We start from the raw sequence: 19135 nt of genomic DNA, 5'->3' as shown, positions 1-19135 counted from the left end.
CCCCCTTCATTTCTTGTTTTGCTGTGCGCTTTTTACTAGTCGTTCAAACATATCGTCCATTGCTTTTTCCTGCAATGATACAGATGCTTCTTTATCTAGTGCATAAAGGTCTTTTAATTCAATTAGTCGGTTGCGCTCGGCAATTTCTGCCGGGCTGTTACCGGTTGGCAAATCTGCGGCCCGGATCCCGATTATTTGATTAATTTTCGTTTCGGATCTCATACCGTTAAAAAGTGCAATAAATTTTTCCCACCGTAGCTTTCCCTGCTGCTCTATTAGGTCAATCCCATATTCTTGCATGAATGATGCAAAGATATAATCTGCATCTTTTTCAAAGCTCAAATACTCTTTTGTATTGTTTGAATCGTCGTTTTCTCCGGTTTCTTCATCACCTTGGATATATTCTGAAATGGCCTTTACGGTTGCAATTTTTGTGTCTATGTCTACGTCTGGACAATCAATGACAAACATCATGTATGCAAAATTTATTTTTCCAATTTCGTTTACTTCGTCGTCATTCATCAAATCGTACCACCGCAAAACATTGTCAAAAGATAAATCTAGTTGATATCTTTTTCCATTTATTTCTATTTCGCTTTCTAACGGCTGTTTTAGGCTCAACATGGTTATCTATCGCCTTTGAATGTTTTTATTCTTGATGTATTTCTTGGCCGTGGTCTCTCCTTTCGTTTCAATTCCCGCCATGTGTTTTAAAATCTCGTTCCATACTGCATCAAATACTTTTTTCATGTTTGGCGTACTTTCTCCACAAATCTCGTAAATTTCGGCCCCGGATCCTTCGCCAAAGGTTTCATCAAAAAATTCTTGGTAGGATTCCGCCCGGACTGGCAATGCTTCAATAACGGCCTGTGCTACTTTTCCAAAATCTCGTTCATTCTCAATGTCTGGAAATTTTTCTTCAAAATCCTTATCCAATTTGTCTATTTCCTTGCCAATCTCGAAATAATGGCGCAACGTGTCATCCGAAAAGTTGGCGGTGAATGTTTTATCTTTTATTCTGAAATCTTTTTTTGTTTCGTTTAGGTCAATTTTAATCATGATTATTTCTCCCCTTTATGCTCCTTTATGCTAAAAAATAGGATGGCGAAATATCGCCATCCATGGTGTTATTCATTAAGCCCCTGTCGTTTCTGTTGTTCCGCTGCCTGTTGGCGCGGTTACTATTGGCAGGCCATTAATGTTTGCCGTGAACGAAAATGTTTGTTTTGCGTTTGCATTACCACCTGATGTGGTGATTGCGCTCATCGTAATTTGCGCCACTAAAACTGTGCCGTCTGATTTGGTCCAGCGAAGTAATGTTTTTACGTCGTCGCCGATTGCGAATTCTTTGCTTGCAACGTAATCCTGGGCTGCATCCCCTTCTACGCGGTTGCCGCTGAATGCGATTGAAAAGTTTTTCCCGGTGACATCTGTGTTGGCAAAGCCATCGCCATCGTAATAGGCCGTATTGTCCGTAGTGTCACCCGGTGATGGTGTTACACTTGAAATTCCGGCGGCCAATGGTTCAAAAGTTGCGCCGTCGATTTGGTTCGGATCCAGGTTGCCTTTGGTATCAATCTCGAACTTGTTCTTATAGTTCAGATTAAAAGCCATTTAGATCACTCCTTCAATAAAAGTTCAGCTTCGAAATTTGAGACATATAAAAAACCGTGAGTGTCGGCCTGCACCAAATTCGGCACGCTTCGCACCACGGCATTAATAAACTCAAATGTTCCATTTTTGCTTTGGATATCTCCGCTTTTTAGCCCATCTATGAACCTATTGATACTGAATAATGTGTTTAAAACTTGTAGCTGGTCAGGGCTGCGAGCACTAATTTGAAAAGCGTACATCCTGTCACGGCCACCATCCATGTATCTTGTTTCCTCGCCAATCGGTGTTAACATGAAGGCGATACCACTGCCTGTGCCGTCCTCGTTGATCCTGATGATTGGAACATCGATAGGTGCAAACAGATTGCAATTTGCTTCAATTGCGTCAATCATACAGTCCTGAAAATCGAGTTCGTTTGCGTTATTCTCTGTCAAGTCCCCGTTTCACTCCTTCCTGTGCAACGGTTCTCCATTGACTACCACGTGTTGCCTTTGCTTCTTCAAACCACAAGCCACGAGCATGCGGGTTTTTGTCTTTAGAAAAATTGTATTCTGGATGGTAATAAAGTCGTCGCGCATAGGGCGTATCCCAAACAATTTCACCACGCTGCAAATCCGATGCCTGAAAAGATGACCGTTCCAACGTTCCTTGATCTTTTGGGATATAGTAATTACAATCTTTCCGCACTTGTTCGCTTGTGACGTATAGCCCGTATGCTATCGCTTTATCGATTTTTTTAGGGATATTCCCGATATCGACTTGTACGCTAATCATTCTGTTCACATCCCGTTCAGTTCGCACTCATAATGATGGACTTCATTTCCGGCCAGTAGCTCATTCGCGTTACTGATGATGTAATCCTTGCCGTCATACGTCACCTTGTCTTTTTCTTTCGGGACAATTTTCAAATCCTGTTCTATGCCATTCACGACTTGATTTGACGTGTTTACATCGATATACAGCATAGATATAAAGTCGATTGTTTCAGCGTTGGCTCCGAATTTTAGCTGAGACTTTGGCACAACACGAACATGTGTGATCGTGACCGGATCCGCGTATGAATCACCATATCGGCTGCTACCTGTGTAAGAATGTAGCTGTACGGTGTGCGGCATCATAATAGGTGGAATCGGTCTAATAAAGATAGTAATCACCCCTGAACGGTCCCACAAAGGGAATAAACGACGTTTCACGCACGTCCACGCCGTTGTACATCAGCCCTGTTTGCGCAAGATATTCCATTGCAACATCGGACCGCAATAAGTTTTTCTTATTGTCCTTCTGCGGATTCGTAAAGCTAAACCCGCCGATTGATGCACTTTGTACCGTCTGCATGCCCGCTTCCGTGTGGCTGCCTAGTTCATAAAAATACTCCATCTGCGCGGATATTGCCATTTTTACAAGCCATTGAATCCGCGGAACGAACTTTGCGAAATCCTTTTCGCTCAGGCGGAAAAAGGTTGCTTGGTCGATCGCACGTTCCGCCGCGTTTGCTATCTGCTCAAATTTATCGTCTTGGATTGGCGTACCGCCGTATTCGTTCGTGTAAAAGTCCTTGTCGATGTATTTCATCGTCATTCACTCTTTTTGGACTTTGAGCCCTTTTGATTTGCTTCCAATTCTGCAATACGGTCCAGTAGCTTGTTGTATTCAGCAAGTGATACCATGCGTCCGCCGGTCGCCCGCTTAATGATATTTCCTGCTTCATCTATTTGGTCATAACCTTGCTGTAGAAATCTATCCAGCCGTGTATCTGGCACGTTTAGGACTCGATTCCCTTTTCTCACTTTCACTTCAGCCATTGCTAAACCTCCTTTACAGTAAAAGAGGAGCCATTAAGCCCCTCTTATTAATATCATGCCTGTTGTGTTTGTGCTGGCGTGACGGCAAATTTAACGCCCGGCGCTTTTTGCTCCAAGATGAATACATCCCAGTAAGCACGTTCGTAGTACAGGTATTTGCCGCCTGTTACTGCGCTCGGCTCACTCAAGCTTACGAATTCATATTTCATCGGCGTGATGACCGATAACGGATGCACCAAAATCATATTAATTTGCAGGGCCGACGAATCCGCAACCGCGCCATCCGTGAAGTTGTAAACAGTTTTCATCCGGGAAGACGGAACCGTTACAATTTTAACTTCATCCAAACTACGAACATTACGGTTAACAGCACCGGAACCATCCGTAACCTGCGTAAAACGTGTAATTTTTTCTGCATTTTTAAGCAGTTTGCTAATAGTAGGCGTTACATACAGAATACGCCCGTTTTGTGGTACTTCTGCTTCGTCCATTTCATACATCAGTTCATCATACATTTGCAAAACGTTTTCTTCCGTAATTGCGTCTGTTAATGCAGTGCCACCATAGTTTGTGAATTCCGTATAAAGCTTGGATGCCATATACTTATCAAGTTCAGGTATTTTCTGTTCATCGTTGAAAACTCTGGTAATATTGGCAATGCTAAGCGCCAGATTCGCTTCGTCGATATCTGATGGATCAACGAGAGTGCGGAATTCACGGTCATGTTCCAGTGTTTTATTTTCCCATGCATTGTCGGCCCGGCGCGTGAAGTTTCCGACCACTTCCCGGTCAACATCCGTGTAGCCGCCAACTACGATATGAGGGATTTGGACGGTTTTCGCATTAATCCATTTGATATTGTCATTGTTTGGCGTATTGTAAAGGTCATTAAACATAAGGGCATTAACGAATCTTTGTTGAAGTGCCTGTAAATACAGTTCGGCATAGTTTACTGATGCCATTCTCTATCACTCTCCTAAAATTTTATTTTTTAAATGCCGCAAGCCACTTTTCCAGCTCAGTTTGCTGTGGGCTGGGATTGTGCTGGCCTTGTGTAAACTGTGGCTTAGGTTGTTGTGTTTCTTGCGGCTGTGCCGGTGCTTCTTGCCCAAATTGCGGGTATTTTTCGAGCACCTGCTTTATGGCGGCATCCATGTCCACATCATCAGAAATAAGCTGTTTGGCGAGTACGACAACATCCTCCACGGCATCCGCCTTCACCCCTGCTTTCATGGCGCTGATCTGGGCTTTCAAAGTGGCATTTTCTTCCGAGACGGACGAAAAATTCGTTTCCAATTCCTGCAGCTTTTCAGCTTGCTTTTGAAACTCGGTCTTCTGCGAATCCTCAATCTCTTTGTACTTAGTCAGCACTTCCTGCAGGGCATCCACATTTTCAAAGCCAAGCTTTTTCAAAAGGTCTGCCTGAGCCTTGTTGCGGATCTCCTTTGTGTCCACTTTTGGTGGCTCAGGCTGCGGTGGCTGTGCAGGCGGCGTTTGTGTTTGCTGTGGTTGAGCCGATGGTGTCTGCTGGGTTTGCTGCGTCTGTGTTTGTTGATCACCCCCTTGCCCGGTATCACCCGGTGCACTGCCGCCGTCTGCTCCGGTGTCCGCAGCATGAAATTGCAAGTCTAATCGCAAAAGGTTAAACATGTATTTCGCTCCTTTCTAGGCAATAAAAAAGCCGCCTATTGGCGATTTAATTAATTCATCTGGCTATTCATTGTGACCAAATTGCCCATATTTTTTACAGGTTCTAGTTCATCTTCACAGAACCATTTACACGGTCCTTTACCGTCTCCAAAATCAAGGATATAAAAGCAACCATTGCAGCAGGCTAAAACCTGTGCCGGTTTTCCTATTCTACCCGGGACATTATTGCTGTTTGGTACGACATAGCTTCCGTCCGGGTATTTTCCTTCACATTGTTCACAACAATCCGGAATTAGTGCATTCATCATACGATTCCCTCCTAGATTAAAATGCCACATAACGGCGTGGCTCCGAGATGTTGGATCACCTCCTTCTATTCGGTTGTCTCGTAGGATTGCTCGAAAATATCCGGCTTGCATGGGTAGAACTCACCTTGCACGCCCTTAATGATATAATCTCCAACATTAGCTATATGTGTTCCTTCTAAAGTATCGATCATAATTACACCATCTTTTGGATAGGTTTCATGATAAGTGGTGATGAATTCGTCAATTTCTTTCCAGTTTTCACCTGCCCACTTCACTGCTTCAATCACAACTGACTTCTTACGATATTTAGACATTATTTGTCATCCTTTCGCTATTTGTTCCCGGTCATACCGCCGCGTCATGCCGGTTTCGTTAATAAACGCCCGCATGTTTGCCTGCTTTTCGCGTACTTTCTTTCTGGCCGCTGCAATATCATCTTCTCTACCAAGTTTCTTCATGACATTGAGTTTGTTCTTCGCTTTTCGGATATCCCGTTCCAGCTTCCGTTGTTGCTGACTTTGCTCATAGGCTTTGTCGTTTTCCTCTTTTGGGTACGGTTCGTACCGCTTCACGCTTACACCGGGGATGTACGGGTATGGGTGATGATGGCAGTTAATTCCAAATATGCCGGCCGGCTGTCCGTATGTCGTACTCTCCAATGATGGATACTTTTTGCTTTTACCGTTACGGTCGAATATCCGGCCTTGATATGGAGCACATCCCGGACGAGCTCCGATATGGCTACTGATTTCGATTAAGTCCACACCGTAGCTGTCCATACGGTCGAATTGCGTTTGATTTGCCACATTATTCGCCACGGATTTAATCACCATTGGGATATAGCCCTCAATTGACCATTGTCTCCCTTTTCTATCGACAAGCGCTGGAATGCCTTTCTCCGCCCATTTAGCCGCTGTATCTGCCACCGCCTGTTGGTGCGTTTTCATCCCGGCCATAACACTTGCCGTCGCCTGTGAGATGATATCCCGATAAACTTGATGGCTGTTCGCTAGGATAGTAGAATTTGTTAAGTTCAGCGTTTGTTTCGCTTGATTTTGAAACGTCAGTAGCGTATTGAAAATGCGCGTGTCCTGGTCAAGCGGCGGTGCCTGGTCAACCTTCCCGTCTGCCGCCAGTCCGCTCAACCAATCATCCATCGGCTGCACGCTTTGTTTCATGCTCTCTTTTATCAGTGTATCAAGTTCCTTTTCCGTTTTCCCGGACATCATGGCAATAAGTTTGATTACATCTTTATTCAAGTCACCAAGCTGCCGTAGCTTCTCGAACTGCCATTGCAGTACATTGTCTTTTTTCACGTCCTGTTTTGTCTCCAGACGCTTCACGATGGCTTTGATGATGTCTGATTCCAGTTGACCGTAAATGTCAATCAGGGGCTTTGCCAGCTGTTCCAGTTGGTTTGGGGTTAGCATAGATTATCTCCCCGTCCTGTTTACGTTTCGGATACTTGTTTCAGCCGTGCTCAAAAAGCTATCCATCATCTGTGGCACCGGCTGACTATTTTCCTGTTTGATTCTGTCCAGCCACTCTTGTGCCTGCTCCTCTGTTAAATCAAATATGCGTTGAATGGCTTCAACTTTTGGCATGAGTTCGGCTGCGACTAGTGTCATGTAGAAATTCGCGTTCTGGATGCGGTCCTCAGCAATGGAGTCGTCAAAGTCAACCGTCACATCGATTTCTGGTATGCTGTCTAACTCGCCGTAAAGTACCAACATTTCGGCCATGACATGAATTAGTTCTTTCAGACCAGCCTCAATAACGGTTTCATGAGAGTTCTTTGTTCGAAATGTTTGGCTGTTCTCGCTGATGACTTGCGTTGCGGTTTGAACGCTTGCGCCGCCTGTAAAAGCAAACGTGCCGGCCGAAAAGCCGATCTGTGAAGCTAGAATGTTTAGCAGTGCGTTAATGGCGTCAATGTGTTCTTGTACACGCAATTCAACGGAAATGTCCTGAATTTTGTCCTCATTGTCTGTGTCGGCGTAAGCCTTGAACACTTCGTCCTCTACATCAAAGTAGCGCCGAACTTCACCTGTGGACGGATCGACAACCGTACGCAAAGCCTGTTGTGGTACCATGATGCGCTTTTTGCCAAGGATAAATTCACGTTGGAAGCTGTCAAAGGCCACGTCAATGGATTTCAGCGTGTCTATCGCATTGGCAAAAATGGAAATGCCGAGTGGCGAATCCAGTTCAAAGTTGTTTGCTAGATTCGGCTTGATATACACGAACAACGGATGCGTAAGCCCGTCAATTCGTGTTTCCGGCTCAATATCCGGGTAGAGGATTGTCAATGGCACCTTATGGCCGAGCGCGCCTTCTGTGTCGCTTTCATACAGTTCATTCGTGATCACGTACGTTCCGTCGTCATCCCACGTATGCCATTCCAGCAGCGTGTAGAATTTCTTTCCGCGGCGTGTCACGTTGAGGAATACTCCAGCCTCGATGTGGTCATTGGTGCTTTGGACAGGCAAGAAACAGTCGGCTGTCACAAAAGAAAAGTGCAGACCATCGTCTTTGTAATAAGGCTTGATTACGAGTCCACCCATCGCGAACATGGCCTCGAGCTTGTCCTGAAACAGCTTGTGGAAATGGCTGCGTTTCAAGATATCCTGCAGCATTTCCTCAACTGCCTCATTGCCTTCGCACGAAATGTTAATCACGCATTTCTCATTAAAAACCAGTTTTGCCATTTCCTGACTGACAACCTTCGGCATACCCATCGTTGCCCGGCGCCGTTTATGCCTAACACCGTCCACACTTGTCCAATGGGTTTCATGAAACGGAACGCCATAGTATTGCGCCAAATGGCCGTGATAAAGGTATCTCCATATCTCTATTCGGTTGTATTGCCGCTCTGATTCCTGGACGGCAGCCAGTTGTGAAACATTGCTGATTTCTTTGATCAGGCCCATTTTTGCAAACAGTCCTTTCAGGCGTGCTAAGATGTTTTGAAACATGGCATCACCGCCTTAGTATTTAAAGTCCTTTGTATCGCTTATAAAAATAGTTGACGCCATAGCGCAGTTCGTCCATGGCGTGGTTAAAATCATCTATCGGCTTTCCGTTTGCATCTCTCGAATACATGCCGATCTCTTTTATGAAATTGTAGTGATCGTATTTTTCGTTTTCAACAAGGAAAAACTGACCGTTTGACATAGCGTTTTGCGTTCTCTCAATGCCTACTTCGATTCCTTTGCTGCTACCTTTGATATCATGAGCATTATTATCTGCGCCCCGTGTATAAATACCGAGCAGATGCAATTCTTCCCGTAAAGACTTACAGGCCGGGTCCACAAAGCACTCGGTATATCGCATTTGATATTTATCTACGCACCATTGGATAAACTCTTTAATTTCCTTAGCATAAACGGACATGGCCTTCACCTGGCCGGTTTCTTTTCCGGAATGGTAGTAATGGGCCACACGGTTCAGCCGAAATGTTCCGTTATACCGCGTGACAATATTGCAGCTGCAAGATGTTGCGTCACTCTGCCCACCGTCAGCAACAAAATACATTTCATATGGTTTGCCCAGCAATGTTTGTGTGACGTTCTTCTCCATGTCGAACATGCTGTATATGACGCCTTCCGGCAATACACGTTTCCCATACCAGTCACGGTCCAGCAGATACGGACTGTTTTTCAGCGTGTCGTAAATCTCCCGTTTCCGCGCTTCGGTGAATATCGGATTGTCATTTATCGTCCAATGTGTCCATCGTGTTTTTTGTACATCAAACACTTCTTTGATCACCGGATGATTTGGCGCCGGTGGGTTTAAGTCTGCCAGATGATAACGCATCTTTGCCGCGAACGTCCGGCGGAAACATTCCTGTATCATGTCCATGTGGAGCAAATTGATTTCACAAAAAACAACTGATCCCAGTGACATACCGGTAATGGCTCCGACACTATTTGCTTTGCCACCGCCTTTGTAGTAAACCTTTTTCACTCCTGTTGGCGTATGGATAAGCAAATGATCGCCTAATTCGTCATGCTTAATTTCAGCCAAATTGCCAAAAATGTGCATCAGGCCTGTTCCATCTCCGTCAATGAACAGACGAAATGCTTGTTCCTGATTATAAGCAGTAATCAGATGGTTTTGGTCAGGCGTATTCGCAAGATAGTAGGCATAGCGAAAATGGCCTGCAGTCGTCTTCCCCGATCTCGGAGTCCCTTCATTTACCTCGAGTGTCACATCAAATGGAGCCCGAATGATTTTCTTTTGCTTCTCGGAAAACCTAATCTCCATCTTCGTTCACCACTTGAATAAGCGCATCCAACAACGAAGTATCTTTCTTTTCTCCTTTAAGCAGCTTGACCCGTTCCTGTGCCAGTTCGGTTTCAGCTTTCGTTTTCTCAATGGCATTCTGCATTTGTTTTAGTTTCAACCTACGCTCGTCATCTTCGTGTGCCAGTTCATTAAACTGCTTGATCAAGCTTCGCAGTTCTGACATGGCCCGAGATTGGGCGTTAAGAAAAGTCGCCTGGCGATCCCAAGCGAATTGAAATTCCCACTCTTCTTCGTTCGTCTCGTAATTCTCCCCGATATCTGACTTGGTTTTCTTAATCTCCTTGATCATTTCATCTTTTGATTCAACGAACATTATTTTCTGCGCTCGTATAATAGCAGCATACTGAATCATTATCTGATCCCAGAGCATGTCGACGGGAGAACGCTCTTGAATCTCTTCCAGAATGTCCAGTGATTCCTGTGGCAGATATTTGGAGAAGAAACCGTGAGTGACAGCGTTTTGGTTTCCTTTTGGAGCCGCACCGCCTTTATTTCCTTTTGCATTTATATTCCCGACAGGTGCGCCCCTTTTATTTTTTGTGTGCACACTTTTTTCTTTGTGTGCACCCTTTTCACGCGTCCAACCATAACGCTTTTTCCATGACTTGACCGTATTTAAAGACACGCCATATTTTTCAGCAATGTCCTTGTATTTCATGCCTTTGACATAATCTTTTTCAGCTTGAATGTATTTGTCCGTCACCTGCTACATCACCTGCCACCTCCGACTATTTGTGTTTGTTTTGGAGCAAAATAAAAAGCACCCCGAAGGATGCTTAAATGTTTTCTCTGATTTCTTCTGTGTCTAATAATACCGTCGTATTATCATTTTTGTTTAAAGGTTTCAAGATGCCGTTTACTTTAGTGATATTGGAAATTATTTTATCAGATTGTGTTAATGTTATTTGGAAATTCACGCCAATCTCTGCATCTTGATGTGGATAGTTTTCTAATTCCTTGATTAGTTCATAAACCTTCATTTCATTTGCCTCCCTTCGTCAATAACTTCGACAAAAGAAGGCAAATTCCTGCAATAAAATAAGCCTCAAAATCGACAAGGTTTTCACCCGGGCCCGTATTTCTGCTACCCCGTCTCGAATTAAGAAGCTCGTCCTGGATAACCCCTAACCCTGAATTAATCACCGCAAGGTGAATTGTGGTTTTTGTGAAATTTCTCACGCCCCGGATTTTTCCTCTCCGGTCCTGCCTTCCATTTTACACATATTTTTTATTACGGCGCATCTATCCGGCAAAACCGGCATTTCCGGCAAAACCGGCATTTCCGGCATTTTCGTACATAGCATCAACAATATTTTCCCGTATAAGGCGGATATTTCGTTCGGACAGTCCCATATGCCGGCTGATGGCAATGACACTCATACCGTCCAGCAGGCACTCCAGCACGGCACGTTCGCGTTCTCCTCGCACACAGTCTACATGTTCTTGAATAAATAGCACTTTCTTCTGAAGCCGGTTAATCCATTGATGTGTTTTCTCACGGCGTAGGATTTCTCGATAAACTGGGTCGCTATTTGTTCCTTTTGGTTTTGGCATGGCAGCTTCTTCACCATATTGAGATGTCATACTGCTTCTAACCTCATTTTCCAGCATTTTGCGCTGCCGTTTGATTTCATTTATCATCCAGTGATAGTCACGTAAGATACTAGCAATCTCTTTTTTGTTCATATCAATCACCCCGAACTAATTTTTTCGTTTGATTGCCCCTCTACGGCGCTCATATACAGGTCGATTAATCCCCATAAGCTCTTCTATCTCACGTCTTGTAAAGTGCTCTGATTTGCCCTTTCTCGCCTTCATACGGTGGTCTTTTTTCGATGTTTTAGTCATTTCATCATCTCCTTTCTGACAAATAAAAAAGGACACCAAACAACGCTTATGCATCATTTAGTGTCCGTCGGTTCTTCCGTAAGGACTTATTTATTTAATTGTTTCTACGGAATGCGAACTAAGCAAAATCATAAAAATCTTTTTTACATTCACCACATAGATATATATTTTTGCTCATACCGTTACAGAAAACTTATAAAAAGTTATAATTTTTTTACAACTTTTATGTTTCCTTACTTCTTCATCGTGTCTGCTTTCACGTCTATCTATTAAACAGAACGCTACTTACATTTGGTGTAACACTCCAAAGTCGTAAATTCCCGACTAACGAATAGGTTTCTACTATCAAATAACCTCCTGTCCTTCAATCCTCAATCGCTGGCTTCTATCTATGTCCAGCACCTTGCCGTTCTTCCCTCAGACATATTCATCTATTTTCGGTAGCATCCACCGCAACTCATCGTAATAGTTTGGATAGAATTCCCGCAACCAGATAATACGGCCACGTTCAGCCCCGTCTGTCGTCGCCCAACCAGTGTTACGGATCCAGTCGCGTGTTTGGTATTTTTGATAATCATATAATTTAGGATAATCCAAATTTCGAGATACGATATAAGCCCATACGTCTTTTGCATCCCAGTAGGCAAGGGGCGCACATCGGTAAAATCCCTGCTTGTTCTCAAATGTCACACCAAAAGATGTGACCATCCATTTCCTTTGAGCTGATTCTTGTTTGCGGATACCCCAAAAGATTCCGTTATAGCCATGTTCTTTTGCCCAACGGTCTGAAACATCTTTCTTCAATACTTTCAAGGCCTTATTTTGCATGTTCGTAGTCCTGTTAATGCCAGGTATTCCAAACTTGTCCCAGACTTCTTTCATCGGCCTTCGGTCCGCAAAAAATGACCTACTTATATTTATTTTATATTTTTCATGTGCTTTTTCAATAGTTTCATATATTTCTGGGAGTTTATAATCGCTGTCCATGAAATAAACGGGTATTTCGTCCATCACTTGACTTATCAAATCGAGCATTACAAGGCTATCTTTACCAAAACTAACGGACGCGGACCACTTAACGCCTTCTATTGCAAGCGCTTGTCTAATAATTTCTAAACTTTTCGACACTTTTCTTTTAAATCCCGGTAGCATTGCATGCAGCATGTAAGTTTCCCGTTCTGCTTCCGTCATCTCCAATTTTCATGTCCCCCTCTGCTAAAATTTTCGTGACACCCATACCCATTTGCCGTTTTATTCCCACCCCGGAAAATTCTGCAAACCGGAAAAGGACGTTTGCTTTCTGTACATAGTCAGCATCACCGTAAAATTTAAATCTTACCTTTCCGTAAAATGCCGTGTAAGGACGATAATCACTAACACGAACCGTGGTAGAATGGATATTAATAAACTTGATCACCGTATATTCCCTGGTATTTTCGCCGTGAAAAGGGATTTTAATATCGATTTTATCTGGAAAAAGCTGGTTCCACCTGTCTTTCAAACTCTGTAAAATATGATTTGGATCTGGGATCGGTGTATCATATCCTTTTCGGGAAAACGTCGTATTGTTAAACTGTACGAAAATTGTCATATTGTCATATTTCTTATTTAACAAATCTTTATATGAAACATCACGCAAAATTTCGATACCATTCAGATTTCTAAAAAATGGTTCAATTTCTAATCCAAGCACGTTAACCATGTTTGGAAGCTCAACGCTGAACGGATTGTATTCACGATTATCATGGATCATTTTCGCAAGCACCGGCGACTGTTTATGTATGATCGCCAGCACAGCATCATACATAGCTTTCCCATCATCAAATTCTATAGGCAGTCTGACTTTAAGCAAGATGATCTCTCCTTACATTCGGGATTATGCATGGTACACGATCGACGTGTAAATGATATGGCGGTTTTAAACGCATTTTCTTAATCTGATAGGATTGCCCATCATCCGGAAATTCGCCTGTAAATGGACGTACCCGCATGATTCCATAGGGCCCAATATCTGTATAGTCATTTTCTACTTCTTCAATCTCCCATTCTCGCACATATCCATATCCCTGCGATGCTTTCTTGCCAATATTCGTAACATATCTAAGCAGCCGCTTGATTTCATCAGGATCTCCGACTGCGTAAAATTCAATATCGCTTATGATACGTATCAGCTGTGGCATCCGATAGGCTTTAAACTCCCCGGATGTTCCGTTTATCTTGCCTCGTTTTCCTCCAAAATCAACATAATAAGCCGCATCAAAGTCATTTATTTTTTTATGCCAATGCTCCACTATTTCAGCATGTTGTACATAAAAGCCAACAGACGTCTTCCACCGGCCGTTTTCATCTTTTGCCAGTGGCAATTCAGGTTCAATCAGGTTATCTGGCCGCAAATTGTTATTCTGCAGGTCATCCGGGTAGTTTTCGAGCATCCACGCATAAGCAAGGATACTGTCCAAATTAAAAATGCCATCGTTAGAGTTCACGCGCCCGTCCAAAAGACGGGCCGTGATCTTCAGGTTTTTCATTTCACCTCACCTGCCAAAAGTTTGGTGAATTCCTCCTTGTTATCAATCAGATAACTGTCATACATTTCTTTCAGATGTTCATCATATGCTTTTTTCGCCTGCTCTGCGGTCGTTCCCAGTTTGATAAACTCTTGTCCGATTTGCGCGAATGATTCGCGTCCATCCTCTTTTACCAGGTCCATCTCAGCAGCGACCAATCCAAAGCCCTTACCGCTCATCCCGCCGAGATAAGGCTGCTTTTGCCATTCATGCAGACAGGAAACAAACGCCCCGAGTTCCAGTTCATTACAGATGATATCCCAACGGTGCCAGAGTTTCGTACCGGCCGCTAAATATTCAACTCCGTATCGCATTTGAGTTGCCGGTCCGTCTTTTTCTTTCTTCTTTTTGTTTTCGCCTTCGATCAGCTGTATTTCCTCATTATTGATCAAAAATTGTTCTGCAAGGTTCACGTTCTTTTCATCATCTTTCCTCGAAAACTCAATCACATTTGTAAAATGCCTCCAACTATAGTCAGACTTTTCAATATAGCTCGGAATGATATTATTTGTCTCTCTGCATATTGGATAAACAAAAGTTTGTTTCAGCTTTCCATCTAAAATTTGATTTCCAACACCGCCGCCAAATAGTGATACAAATGGCAGTGCTTTACGAATCACCCTTGCTTGGTCAATATCTAACGACTGTGCTCCGCCGATTGAGCCTCCACTGAATAACAAGTGGAATGCTTTTAACGGCACTCGAATATCCAGCTTATTGAGCAGGTAACGCGCCCCACAATCGCGTAACATGCCACGCAGGGCGTTTCCCGTATAAACGAACACTTCTTCCGGGACGCCGTCATTCACGACCGTAGTTGTGTTCAAAAAACTTTGCGTCGATTCGCTTTCTCCGATATGGCTTAACGGTTGCAGTAGTGTATAAATGGTTTCAATTCTGTAATGGTTCATCTTAGTTTTCCCCCTCGTTTTCGATAATTTCTTCTAATTTGTGTTCAATTGGTTTCTCCCTTTCAAGTCGATCACGCACCAGCATGATCACTCGGGCCGTTTCTTTGTACAATTCATACAGGATATCCTGATCTTTCCCACTTTCCATGACCTCAGTCAAAAACTGCCGGTTCGTTCCGTTTGCTTCATTTCCAGTTACGATGATGTTCCCAAGCTCGTCCTGTATGGCAGTCATGACCTTGCTGCCACTGTCACACCATTTCGGGTTAATCGTTTCACACGCCATTTTGCGCTTAAATGTTTCTAAAAAAGATCCAATGCTAATTGCTCGCTTCGCGGAAACTTTGGTGAAGCGTTCGATTTGCCCCCACATGTCGACCCCACTTGGCCCTCTTTTCCGGTTCCGGCTACGATAGACGGCATAGACGAGTAAGGCTGCAGCTCCTGCATTTTCATCTTTAGTTCTGAAACCATAAAACATTGTAATTCCTCCTCGCTTTCAACTTTTTGTGCAACAAACATAACCACATCTAGTAGTGGATTACCCCGATACGGTTTCACCCTTTCCTCAAATGCTTCCCATGCTTCTATACCAAAATCCAAAATTCTTTTTTGATTGTAGTCACCAGTTATAATTTCAGTTTTCGTGAATCCATATAAGAAATGTTCTACAAGTTCTAATAACCTTGTAAACTCTTTTCTATCAATCAGTACAGGCATTTCTTCATACATCACAGTGAATATATCTCTTGAATAGTTCACCTCCCCTTTAAATGCAATATGCTTCTTTTGCGACACCGCCAGGTTAATCACAAATGGCGGGTCAGGCGGGTGCATCAGGAATTCACGCATTTCCATCCTGTTTGGTAACCAGAGCCGTTCTTCATTGGCCACATTCGAGAAAGTCCGTAATCCATACCTGCCTTTTGTAGTCAGAATAGAAAAGCAGCATGCCGGGCATACATGTGTTTCACCCCGGCATTTGGCAATATTCCAGTCTGTAAATACGTTTGAAAATATCTTTTTCAGCTTTATGCCGTGTGTCATCGGTTCACCACACAAAAAGCAGTGCCCTTCATGCGGTTCCATATCCTTTTGCTTCATTGGATCTTCAAACTTGATTTGCCTTACGATTTCATTGCCCTTCGCATCCTTTGTATTTTGCATAATCACGCCGTTTTCATCTTTTGTATTCTGCCATGCCTTATATATCAAGTGTGTCGGCATATTTGCATCTCCTTCTCATTTCTTCCAAAGCACCGCGCCGAGTGATAAACCAAAACAGACTCCAAGTAAAATCAATCCAACCTCAATCATTATCAGAAACGCTCCTATACTCACCATTAGAAAAATGATAGTTGTTCATAGATTTCATGAGTTTTCAATGCTGCCAAAGGAACAATGCTTTTGTCATCAAGCTTTGCCGTTCTACCATCCAAATCTATTTGAATGATTGTATGAACTTTTCCACAAAACTCGATTTGATCGCCATTTTTAAACTGATATTCCATTGATCTTTCTATCGTCCGCCATGCCGCTGCATAGCAATTCCATTCGTCTATGTCATCCAGTGGTTTACGACTCAAAAACAACATCGTTGTCTGTTTGTCCAGGTTTGCCAGCTTCTTAACTTCATTTATTGCACTCGTCAATGCTTTCGGAGAATTCCGACCATGCCAGCAATTTTTCATACTGGCGATGACATCTTCCATTATTTCGTTAATGTTCTTGCCTCCTTTCAAGTTTGTTCGGGCACCGAATAACCGCCTTGTAAAAGCGATTAATCAGTGCCCCGGTTGTTCCGGTAGCATATTAAAGTTTCAGTTCTGTCTTAATTTCAATCAACGACTTTATGATCAACTCGTATGTTTCCCGCTGTCTGGCCGGATCTTTATTTATCTCAGCAACCAATATTTCCTTTATTTCATTTCCACGTTTACGAGATTTCATAATACTGTCCATAACATCCTTATCTAATTGCATTGGGTCCCCATATCCATATTTGCTATCTGGATTTCTCCAATGTCTTTTTCCAAATGTATATTTCATTTTTTCCATATCACTCGGCCAAGTGACAGGCCGAATAGTGCTCCTCCGAAATAACAGTTCATTCATCCCAACTCGCTTTATAGACTTCTCCTGTCTTAATATTTTGCAGTCTTCTTTTCCCCTTATAATCAATCAATCTAAGACCATATGGTTCAAGCATCAGGGAATTTCCCTCATCATCTTCCTGACCGCTAAAAATTAGCTTTTTGTCATCTGCTCTGAAAACATCAAATTCATAATTCCAAGCCATGTAGATTGCTTCAACGGGATCGTTTGAAGGGATTTTTTTAAACACTCCACCATCCCAATCCCAAGCTAGAAATCTTGGTTCCATAGTCTTGCTCCTCTCGATTTTTTGTGGATCATGCCCGTACTACGTATTAAATTTTTCTTTGCACTTCTCACAAGCAACTCTATTTAATAGCACGTTTTCACCCACAATTATTTTCCAATCTCTAGGGAAGTATTTTGCTGGTTCTAATATGCATTTTTTTTGTACTAAATATGCTTTTTGCTGGCATCAGCAAAATTGTTGCCCGCTCACCATAATTTTTGTTGGCAGACCTCGCTTTACCTTCAGTACTGTTACAATCGGGCGAAATTTTTCGCCCTTTTGCCGCACCTTTGGTTTCACGTGTTTCACCCCCACCCTATATGACATCCTGCCCAATCAGCCTCTTACGGTCGATCCGTTCTATATCAAAAACCTTGCCGTTCTGCCAGATCAAGATATCCTGGCCATACGGTTTTGGGGTCACTTTGGTCAGATGCCCATCCTGGACGATATACACGGCCGTCTCCATTAAATCTATTTCAGCTGTCATGATTTTATCTTCCAATGGGTTCACCCCCTATGGTAAAATATAGGTAACCAACCTTTACCACGCAGGGGGAACCCGGTTTTTTTATTTCACTAGTTCCGGATTTTCGTATATGTTTCCGATAACTTCTACTGTTTCTTGATCGTAATCTTTGCCACCACCTGACAAGTTCCAACATATTCCTGGAGCGTGGAGAAAGAATCCTACTCTCCCTTGTCCCCATTTGACGGTGCATACTGCATGTGAACCTTGACTTACAGCCTTAACGACATCTCCCTCATAAATTTCACGTCCGTTCTTGTCACGCAGGCCTGTATATTGCATATAGACCGGATCATCAGTCTCAAAATGTTTAAATCGAAATGACAAAGAATCATCGAATTGTTCAGTAGTGCTATAAAACATTCTTTCTAATTCCTCATCCCATGCCCGAAACTTAAATCGCAAATTTTCCATCTCGACCCCTCCTTAATCTCTCTCATTACAACCACGCTCCACATATTAAGCATTCATCATGGTCGGGCTCATATCTCCATTCTTCGCCGGAAATAGGTGTCCAAACTGTATTTATAATTGGATGATGGCAATGTGGTTTGAATCGTTCAAATCTGCGAAAATGTTCTTCGAGTTTGTATTTACATTTAGCGCAGTAGGTATATTCATCAGCAAAAACGCCATCTAAATACGCAAAAACTTTACGATCAATGTAATAAACATCACCTTTTTTGAAGTTACATCCGCAACTGAGGCATTTCCTCTTTAATTTTCTTGAAGCTACTTTTCGCTTCATTCCCTCACCCTCTCACTCTTTATCACGTCTAAAACCTTCCCATCTTTCCAAACCGCTGTATATTCTCCAAAGCCCGTTTGATGGGCTTCAATTTTTGTGATTTGACCGTCTTTGACGACATACAATGAGTTCTCCATCAGATCGACTTCCGCTGTCATTTTTTCGACATTCACTGCCATCAGGATTCCCCCTATGGTAAAATATAGGTGTCCACTAATTTACCAGCCGGGGGAACCCGGTTTTTTTATTTCCAGCTCATATGATCTTCATATTCTTTCGCTAGTTGCTCGTCCGAACATTTTTCCCAATACTCCCTGCTATAGCCCGTCACCAACCACAGCCATTCGATCATCATTTCACGATCAGATTGGTTCATTGCATTCACTTCCAGTCATATTTGCCGTTCTTGCCAACAAGGACACCGTGTCTCTTGCTAAAGATACTTTCCTTACGCACCTGTTCCTTGT

General features: G+C 43.0%; 32 protein-coding genes. All 32 read right to left on the bottom strand.

Going from position 1 to position 19135, the window contains the following annotated elements; translation table 11 throughout:
* Positions 1–6: 6 nt before the first annotated feature.
* The 32 genes from GBH70_RS07560 to GBH70_RS07405 all read right to left on the bottom strand — a co-directional run bounded on the left by GBH70_RS07560 (position 7) and on the right by GBH70_RS07405 (position 19044).
* A complete protein-coding gene (locus GBH70_RS07560; protein ID WP_151680471.1) occupies positions 7–624 on the bottom strand; it encodes a Gp15 family bacteriophage protein in 618 nt (205 codons plus the stop codon).
* A gap of 6 nt (positions 625–630) precedes the next feature.
* Positions 631–1059 carry a hypothetical protein gene (locus tag GBH70_RS07555; RefSeq protein WP_151680470.1) on the bottom strand — a complete coding sequence of 143 codons (429 nt, stop codon included), beginning with the start codon at positions 1057–1059 and terminating at the stop codon, positions 631–633.
* 75 nt (positions 1060–1134) lie between these two features.
* Positions 1135–1614, bottom strand: a complete 480-nt coding sequence (locus GBH70_RS07550) for a phage tail tube protein (RefSeq protein ID WP_151680469.1) — start codon at positions 1612–1614, stop codon at positions 1135–1137.
* Positions 1615–1619: 5 nt separating this feature from the next.
* Positions 1620–2048, bottom strand: a complete 429-nt coding sequence (locus GBH70_RS07545; protein WP_046721453.1) for a hypothetical protein — start codon at positions 2046–2048, stop codon at positions 1620–1622.
* On the bottom strand, positions 2035–2388 hold the full coding sequence (locus tag GBH70_RS07540) for a minor capsid protein (protein WP_046721454.1): 354 nt from the start codon (positions 2386–2388) through the stop codon (positions 2035–2037). Before GBH70_RS07540 ends, GBH70_RS07545 begins: the two co-directional genes overlap by 14 nt.
* 5 nt (positions 2389–2393) lie before the next feature.
* A complete protein-coding gene (locus GBH70_RS07535; RefSeq protein ID WP_172968290.1) occupies positions 2394–2729 on the bottom strand; it encodes a putative minor capsid protein in 336 nt (111 codons plus the stop codon).
* A 19-nt stretch (positions 2730–2748) separates the two neighbouring features.
* Positions 2749–3186: a head-tail connector protein gene (locus tag GBH70_RS07530; protein ID WP_151680467.1), complete on the bottom strand. Its 438-nt coding sequence runs from the start codon at positions 3184–3186 to the stop codon at positions 2749–2751.
* A gap of 2 nt (positions 3187–3188) precedes the next feature.
* Positions 3189–3416 (bottom strand): hypothetical protein, encoded by a 228-nt coding sequence (locus tag GBH70_RS07525; protein WP_151680466.1) that lies wholly within the window; start codon positions 3414–3416, stop codon positions 3189–3191.
* Between the two features lie 53 nt (positions 3417–3469).
* Positions 3470–4378 carry a capsid protein gene (locus tag GBH70_RS07520; protein ID WP_151680465.1) on the bottom strand — a complete coding sequence of 303 codons (909 nt, stop codon included), beginning with the start codon at positions 4376–4378 and terminating at the stop codon, positions 3470–3472.
* Positions 4379–4400: 22 nt separating this feature from the next.
* Positions 4401–5066: a hypothetical protein gene (locus tag GBH70_RS07515; RefSeq protein WP_151680464.1), complete on the bottom strand. Its 666-nt coding sequence runs from the start codon at positions 5064–5066 to the stop codon at positions 4401–4403.
* Positions 5067–5116: 50 nt separating this feature from the next.
* Complete coding sequence (locus GBH70_RS07510) at positions 5117–5374, bottom strand: hypothetical protein (protein WP_151680463.1); 258 nt, start codon at positions 5372–5374, stop codon at positions 5117–5119.
* Positions 5375–5439: 65 nt separating this feature from the next.
* Positions 5440–5688 carry a hypothetical protein gene (locus GBH70_RS07505; RefSeq protein ID WP_151680462.1) on the bottom strand — a complete coding sequence of 83 codons (249 nt, stop codon included), beginning with the start codon at positions 5686–5688 and terminating at the stop codon, positions 5440–5442.
* A 6-nt stretch (positions 5689–5694) separates the two neighbouring features.
* Positions 5695–6804, bottom strand: coding sequence for a phage minor capsid protein (locus tag GBH70_RS07500; RefSeq protein WP_151680461.1), 1110 nt, complete (start codon positions 6802–6804; stop codon positions 5695–5697).
* Between the two features lie 3 nt (positions 6805–6807).
* On the bottom strand, positions 6808–8349 hold the full coding sequence (locus GBH70_RS07495) for a phage portal protein (protein WP_151680460.1): 1542 nt from the start codon (positions 8347–8349) through the stop codon (positions 6808–6810).
* A 19-nt stretch (positions 8350–8368) separates the two neighbouring features.
* On the bottom strand, positions 8369–9640 hold the full coding sequence (locus GBH70_RS07490) for a PBSX family phage terminase large subunit (protein WP_151680459.1): 1272 nt from the start codon (positions 9638–9640) through the stop codon (positions 8369–8371).
* Positions 9630–10385 carry a phage terminase small subunit gene (gene terS, locus GBH70_RS07485; RefSeq protein ID WP_151680458.1) on the bottom strand — a complete coding sequence of 252 codons (756 nt, stop codon included), beginning with the start codon at positions 10383–10385 and terminating at the stop codon, positions 9630–9632. The genes GBH70_RS07490 and terS overlap by 11 nt, the downstream gene beginning before the upstream one ends.
* Positions 10386–10458: 73 nt before the next feature.
* Complete coding sequence (locus tag GBH70_RS07480) at positions 10459–10662, bottom strand: hypothetical protein (protein WP_046721464.1); 204 nt, start codon at positions 10660–10662, stop codon at positions 10459–10461.
* A 262-nt stretch (positions 10663–10924) separates the two neighbouring features.
* The gene (locus tag GBH70_RS07475; RefSeq protein WP_151680457.1) at positions 10925–11368 is read right to left on the bottom strand and encodes a LuxR C-terminal-related transcriptional regulator; all 444 of its coding nucleotides are present in this window, start codon (positions 11366–11368) and stop codon (positions 10925–10927) included.
* A 579-nt stretch (positions 11369–11947) separates the two neighbouring features.
* Entirely contained in the window at positions 11948–12721 is a 774-nt protein-coding gene (locus GBH70_RS07470) for a phosphoadenosine phosphosulfate reductase family protein (protein ID WP_253693604.1), read from the bottom strand.
* On the bottom strand, positions 12666–13382 hold the full coding sequence (gene cas6 / locus GBH70_RS07465) for a CRISPR system precrRNA processing endoribonuclease RAMP protein Cas6 (RefSeq protein ID WP_151680455.1): 717 nt from the start codon (positions 13380–13382) through the stop codon (positions 12666–12668). The genes GBH70_RS07470 and cas6 overlap by 56 nt, the downstream gene beginning before the upstream one ends.
* A complete protein-coding gene (locus GBH70_RS07460; RefSeq protein ID WP_151680454.1) occupies positions 13375–14058 on the bottom strand; it encodes a Csf3-related protein in 684 nt (227 codons plus the stop codon). Before GBH70_RS07460 ends, cas6 begins: the two co-directional genes overlap by 8 nt.
* The gene (locus GBH70_RS07455; protein ID WP_151680453.1) at positions 14055–15008 is read right to left on the bottom strand and encodes a hypothetical protein; all 954 of its coding nucleotides are present in this window, start codon (positions 15006–15008) and stop codon (positions 14055–14057) included. The genes GBH70_RS07460 and GBH70_RS07455 overlap by 4 nt, the downstream gene beginning before the upstream one ends.
* A 1-nt stretch (position 15009) precedes the next feature.
* Positions 15010–15243 carry a hypothetical protein gene (locus tag GBH70_RS07450; protein ID WP_151680452.1) on the bottom strand — a complete coding sequence of 78 codons (234 nt, stop codon included), beginning with the start codon at positions 15241–15243 and terminating at the stop codon, positions 15010–15012.
* A 68-nt stretch (positions 15244–15311) separates the two neighbouring features.
* On the bottom strand, positions 15312–16235 hold the full coding sequence (locus GBH70_RS07445; RefSeq protein ID WP_151680451.1) for a hypothetical protein: 924 nt from the start codon (positions 16233–16235) through the stop codon (positions 15312–15314).
* A 116-nt stretch (positions 16236–16351) separates the two neighbouring features.
* A complete protein-coding gene (locus GBH70_RS07440; RefSeq protein ID WP_151680450.1) occupies positions 16352–16750 on the bottom strand; it encodes a hypothetical protein in 399 nt (132 codons plus the stop codon).
* A 70-nt stretch (positions 16751–16820) separates the two neighbouring features.
* Complete coding sequence (locus GBH70_RS07435; RefSeq protein ID WP_151680449.1) at positions 16821–17066, bottom strand: hypothetical protein; 246 nt, start codon at positions 17064–17066, stop codon at positions 16821–16823.
* A gap of 49 nt (positions 17067–17115) precedes the next feature.
* A complete protein-coding gene (locus GBH70_RS07430) occupies positions 17116–17391 on the bottom strand; it encodes a hypothetical protein (RefSeq protein ID WP_151680448.1) in 276 nt (91 codons plus the stop codon).
* A gap of 316 nt (positions 17392–17707) precedes the next feature.
* Positions 17708–17896, bottom strand: coding sequence for a DUF3954 domain-containing protein (locus GBH70_RS07425; protein ID WP_253693595.1), 189 nt, complete (start codon positions 17894–17896; stop codon positions 17708–17710).
* Between the two features lie 66 nt (positions 17897–17962).
* The gene (locus GBH70_RS07420) at positions 17963–18334 is read right to left on the bottom strand and encodes a YopX family phage-derived protein (protein WP_151680447.1); all 372 of its coding nucleotides are present in this window, start codon (positions 18332–18334) and stop codon (positions 17963–17965) included.
* Between the two features lie 25 nt (positions 18335–18359).
* Positions 18360–18668: a hypothetical protein gene (locus GBH70_RS07415; RefSeq protein ID WP_151680446.1), complete on the bottom strand. Its 309-nt coding sequence runs from the start codon at positions 18666–18668 to the stop codon at positions 18360–18362.
* A complete protein-coding gene (locus GBH70_RS07410) occupies positions 18665–18847 on the bottom strand; it encodes a DUF3954 domain-containing protein (protein ID WP_151680445.1) in 183 nt (60 codons plus the stop codon). Before GBH70_RS07410 ends, GBH70_RS07415 begins: the two co-directional genes overlap by 4 nt.
* 65 nt (positions 18848–18912) lie before the next feature.
* Positions 18913–19044 (bottom strand): BH0509 family protein, encoded by a 132-nt coding sequence (locus GBH70_RS07405; protein ID WP_151680444.1) that lies wholly within the window; start codon positions 19042–19044, stop codon positions 18913–18915.
* Positions 19045–19135 lie beyond the last annotated feature (91 nt).

This window comes from Weizmannia acidilactici (genome assembly GCF_008974225.1).
Lineage (GTDB): Bacteria > Bacillota > Bacilli > Bacillales > Bacillaceae_C > Weizmannia > Weizmannia acidilactici.
The sequence above is the reverse complement of the archived record's forward strand: the minus strand, read 5'-3'. Positions and strand labels throughout refer to the sequence as shown.